This window comes from Moorena sp. SIO2C4 (assembly GCF_010672485.1).
Taxonomy (GTDB): Bacteria; Cyanobacteriota; Cyanobacteriia; order Cyanobacteriales; family Coleofasciculaceae; genus Moorena; species Moorena producens.
Window position 1 is genome coordinate 1 of sequence record NZ_JAAHGN010000891.1, and the last position, 3,208, is coordinate 3,208.

The 3,208-nt window shown below is 47.5% G+C and carries 1 protein-coding gene; it reads left to right on the plus strand.

The window, feature by feature from the left end; translation table 11 throughout:
* Positions 1-7 precede the first annotated feature (7 nt).
* Complete coding sequence (gene mutS, locus F6K20_RS40945) at positions 8-2,911, plus strand: DNA mismatch repair protein MutS (RefSeq protein WP_502708899.1); 2,904 nt, start codon at positions 8-10, stop codon at positions 2,909-2,911.
* Positions 2,912-3,208: the final 297 nt, after the last annotated feature.

Here is a 3,208-nt window from a genome sequence, read left to right on the forward strand (position 1 = left end):
TACACCGATGATGCAGCATTTTGCTGAACTAAAAGACCAGTATTCCCATGCTGTGCTGCTCTACCGAGTTTGGGACTTCTATGAAACCTTCTTTCAGGATGCCAGGATAATTGCTGAAGCCCTGGAACTGGTCTTAACCAGCAAAGAAGCTGGTAAGGGAGTGGGACGGGTGCCAATGACAGGGGTTCCTCATCATGCTTTGGACCGCTACAGCACCATGCTAGTGGAAAAATGCTATGCGATCGCAATTTGTGACCAAGTGGAAGATGCCTCAGTAGCAGCCAAAGAAGGACGTCAGGTGCGCCGGGAAGTCACCCGTGTCCTTACCCCCGGTACCTTGATGGAAGAGGAGATGCTCCATGCTCGTCGTAACAATTTCTTGGCAGCAGTAGTGATTGCTAAGAATCATTGGGGTTTAGCCTATGCAGATATTTCCACTGGGGAATTTCTGACTACTCAAGACCGAGAGTTAGACCTGCTGGTTCAGGAATTGATGCGCTTGCAGCCGTCGGAGGTATTAATTCCCACCAATGCTCCCGATTTGGGGAGTATGCTACGACCTGGTCAGACCTCTGAGAGTTTACCGGATTGTTTACCAAATTCATTTTGTTATGCACTCCGTCCCCAACGACACTTTACCTTGGCAGAAGCCCGACAGCGACTGTTGGAACAGTTCAAAGTGCGATCGCTTGAAGGGTTAGGGTGTGAACATCTGCCCCTTGGTGTCCGTGCTGCTGGTGGGTTGTTGGAATATCTGAAAGATACCCAAAAAGAAAATTATGTAGCGTTACAGATATTACGGACCTATACCATTGCTGATTATTTAATTCTCGACCACCAGACTCGTCGCAATCTCGAAATTACTGCTACTGTCCGAGATAACACCTTTAACGGTTCCCTGCTTTGGGCTCTAGATCGAACCAGTACAGCCATGGGAGGTAGAGCATTGCGGCGCTGGCTACTCCAACCATTACTAGAGATTAAGGGAATCCGGGCGCGACATGATACGATCGCGGAATTAGTGGAGAATACTGGACTGCGCCAGGACTTACAACAGCTGCTTCGGAAAATTTATGACTTGGATCGGTTGACAGGGAAAGCAAGTTCTGGTAGGGCGAATGCCAGAGATTTAGTAGCCTTAGGGGATTCTCTGTTGAGGTTACCGGAATTAGCTGACCTAGCGGCTTATGGCTCTTCTCCCTATCTGAAAGTGATGCAGAATGTACCGCCACAATTGGAAGAGATAGGGCACACACTGCAGGAGCATCTGGTAGAGTCACCACCCTTGCATCTGACTGAGGGGAAATTAATTCGGCCTCAGGTCAATCAGCAGTTGGATGAAATGCGTGGTCAAGCCGAGGAGGATCAGCAGTGGATTGCTAATTTGGAAGTAACGGAGCGGGAAAAGACAGATATTCCCAAGCTGAAGGTAGGGTTTAATAAGACCTTTGGATATTACATTAGTGTACCTCGTGCTAAGACAGCTCAGGTACCAGATGATTATATTCGGAAGCAGACGTTAGTTAATGAAGAGCGCTATATAACCCCAGAGCTGAAGGAACGGGAAGCACGGATTCTCACGGCCCGGGAGGATTTGAATCGTTTAGAGTATGAAATTTTTGTGGGCTTGCGCCATGAGGTAGGGCTGGAAGCTGACAGGATTCGGGGTGTGTCTCGGGCGGTAGCAGCATTGGATGTGTTGTGTGGATTAGCAGAGGTCGCTGTTTATCAGGGATATTGTCGTCCCGATATGGATCAAAGCCGGGAAATTCGGATTATAGATGGACGGCATCCAGTGGTAGAACAGTCCTTGCCCAGTGGCTTGTTTGTCCCGAATTCCGCGTCTTTAGGTCAAAACAAGTTAAAGGTTGACGGGGAGTTGAAGGTTGACGGGGAGTTGAAGGTTGACGGGGAGTTGAAGGTTGACGGGGAGTTGAAGGTTGACGGGGAGTTGAACGTTGAAAATTCTAACGAGCAACCTTCTAACCAGCAACCCGATAACGAGCAACCCGATAACGAGCAACCTGCTAACCTTCAACCTGCTAACCTTCAACCTTCTAACCTTCAACCTTCTAACCTTCAACCTTCTAACCTTCAACCTTCTAACCTTCAACCTTCTAACCTTCAACCTTCTAACCTTCAACCTTCTAACCTTCAACCAAACAACCTGCAACCAAACAACCTGCAACCTGCCACCGAAACGGATATTCCTGATTTGATTATTTTGACCGGACCTAACGCCAGTGGGAAGAGTTGTTATTTGCGTCAGGTAGGATTGATTCAGTTGATGGCACAGGTGGGAAGTTTTGTGCCAGCATCAGAAGCAAGTTTGGGGATATGCGATCGCATTTTTACCAGAGTCGGTGCGGTGGATGATTTAGCAACAGGCCAGTCTACGTTTATGGTGGAAATGAACGAGACAGCGAATATTCTCAATCATGCTACGGATAAGTCTTTAGTGTTGTTGGATGAGATTGGTCGAGGCACAGCAACCTTTGATGGTCTTTCCATCGCTTGGGCGGTCGGGGAGTATCTGGCCATGGAAATTAAGGCACGGACGATTTTTGCCACCCATTATCATGAGTTGAATGAGTTAGCCTCGATTTTGCCCAATGTAGCTAATTATCAGGTGACCGTAAAAGAGTTAGCGAATGAAATCATCTTTTTGCATCAGGTACAGCCAGGAGGAGCTAACCGTTCTTATGGGATTGAGGCAGGACGTTTAGCGGGTTTACCAACCTCAGTGATTAATCGGGCGAAACAGGTGATGAAGCAAATTGAGAAGCACAGTAAAATTGCCCTGGGGTTGCGCAAGGGGATTGGCAAACAATTGTCAGCTAGGAATACAACTGGCCAAAAGGTGACAGACCAAAGGGTGACCATCGAGCAGTTGGATATTTTTGATGATTAAGCCACCATGGTTGTGATCTGATCAACAACTACACCGTTAACACAGCTGATCACTTAACGAGGATGGGATGAGACCTAGGAGCCGCTAAGCAAAAGCATTCCCGCCCACTGCCCTTACGGAAAAAAGATCCGATTGCATAAATTTCTGAGCTAGCCCTGATTAGTATATAGACCGATACTTTTTAGCTACCAGAATCTCTCAAGGGAAAATTTTGGCTCACTAATGCAAGTTGATTTCTCAACCAGGGTGTATCTACCAAGGCTCGTAGGAATATCCCACGAGCGCCGTTAATGTCTC